This is a genomic window from Boseongicola aestuarii (genome assembly GCF_900184815.1).
Lineage (GTDB): Bacteria > Pseudomonadota > Alphaproteobacteria > Rhodobacterales > Rhodobacteraceae > Boseongicola > Boseongicola aestuarii.
On sequence record NZ_FXXQ01000056.1, the window covers coordinates 1 to 1,351 of the forward strand.

Sequence of the window (1,351 nt, forward strand, 5' to 3'; positions counted from 1 at the left end):
GCAGATGGGGTGGATGGCTCCTGCTCCATCGGCGTCGCGATGCGTCATAGTGCAGTTGTCAGAACTGTGAGAGAGGAGCCACCCCATGCAAGTTACCACCATCGGCCTCGATTTGGCCAAGAATGTCTTTCAAGTCCACGGCGTCACTGAGGAGGGCGATGTCGTCTTCAACCGCTCGCTCCGGCGCGCCCAGGTGCACCGTTTCTTCGAGAGCATGCCTCCGTGTCTTGTTGGGATCGAAGCCTGCGGGACGAGCCACTACTGGGCGCGGGAGATTGCGAATCTCGGACATGAGGTCCGGTTGATCCCACCGGCCTATGTGAAGCCCTATGTGAAGCGCGGCAAGTCAGATGCCATTGATGCCGCGGCGATCTGCGAGGCGGTGACCCGTCCCACGATGCGGTTCGTGACCGTCAAGTCGCCGGAGCAACAAGCGGTGCTGGCATTGCACCGCGTACGGGACCTGATCGTGCGTCAGCGGACCCAGGTCGTGAACATGCTCCGGGGTGTGCTTGCAGAGTTCGGGATCGTGGTTCGGCAAGGCGCGGGTCACGCGATCGCCTTCGCGAGACGGTGCCTTGAGGGCACGGAGGAAGGTCTTCCTGATTTGGTCCGGGAGGTGGTCACCAACCTCTGTCATCAACTCGTGGCCTTGCATCGTCGGGTGCTCTGGTACGGCCGCCAGTTGAACCGTGCCGCAGCGCACGACGAGCGTGTCTCCCGACTGAGGACGATCCCCGGTGTCGGACCGATCACAGCCTCCGCCATCATCGCCTCGATCGGGGACGGGCATCAGTTCCCCAGCGGGCGTAGCTTTGCGGCCTGGCTCGGTCTCACACCGCTCAACCGATCGAGCGGCGGTAAGGAACGGCTGGGACATATCTCGAAGATGGGGGACCGCTACATCCGGCGTCTGCTGGTGCTCGGCATGACCTCCCGGATCAAACAGATCCAACGGCGACCCGAGCAGTTCGACCCTTGGTTTGCCGACATCCTTGAACGCAAGCCCGCGAAGCTGGCGTCTGTCGCAATGGCCAACAAAACGGCCCGGATCATCTGGGCAGTTCTGACACGAGAGCAGGACTACCAGATGAGAACTGCCTGATGATCGAAGAGACCACCCGAACAGCAAGACGCAGGAAGTGATGGCAAAGGTCAGCCCAACGATCGAGACACCCCGTGCTTTGTCCCGGACCTCCCGTGTCCGCTTTGCAGAATGGGACTCGATCCGCGGAACCCATCAGGGCCAGCGGTCAGATGCACCGCGCAAACAGGCCGGACACAAGACCGCTTCTGACCAGAAACCACTCGCAAAAAACGTCTTGCTTTGCAGGAGCCATCCACACAGGAC

At 61.5% G+C, this 1,351-nt stretch carries 1 protein-coding gene; it reads left to right on the top strand.

Annotation, left to right across the window (positions count from 1 at the left end):
- The first annotated feature begins 85 nt into the window (after positions 1-85).
- A complete protein-coding gene (locus BOA8489_RS20000) occupies positions 86-1,105 on the top strand; it encodes an IS110 family RNA-guided transposase (protein WP_093976059.1) in 1,020 nt (339 codons plus the stop codon).
- The last annotated feature ends 246 nt before the right edge of the window (positions 1,106-1,351 follow it).

What these genes read in the sequence shown, in the direction of transcription:
- BOA8489_RS20000 (WP_093976059.1), top strand. Translation starts at nt 86, where the DNA reads ATGCAAGTTACCACCATCGGCCTCGATTTGGCCAAGAATGTCTTTCAA.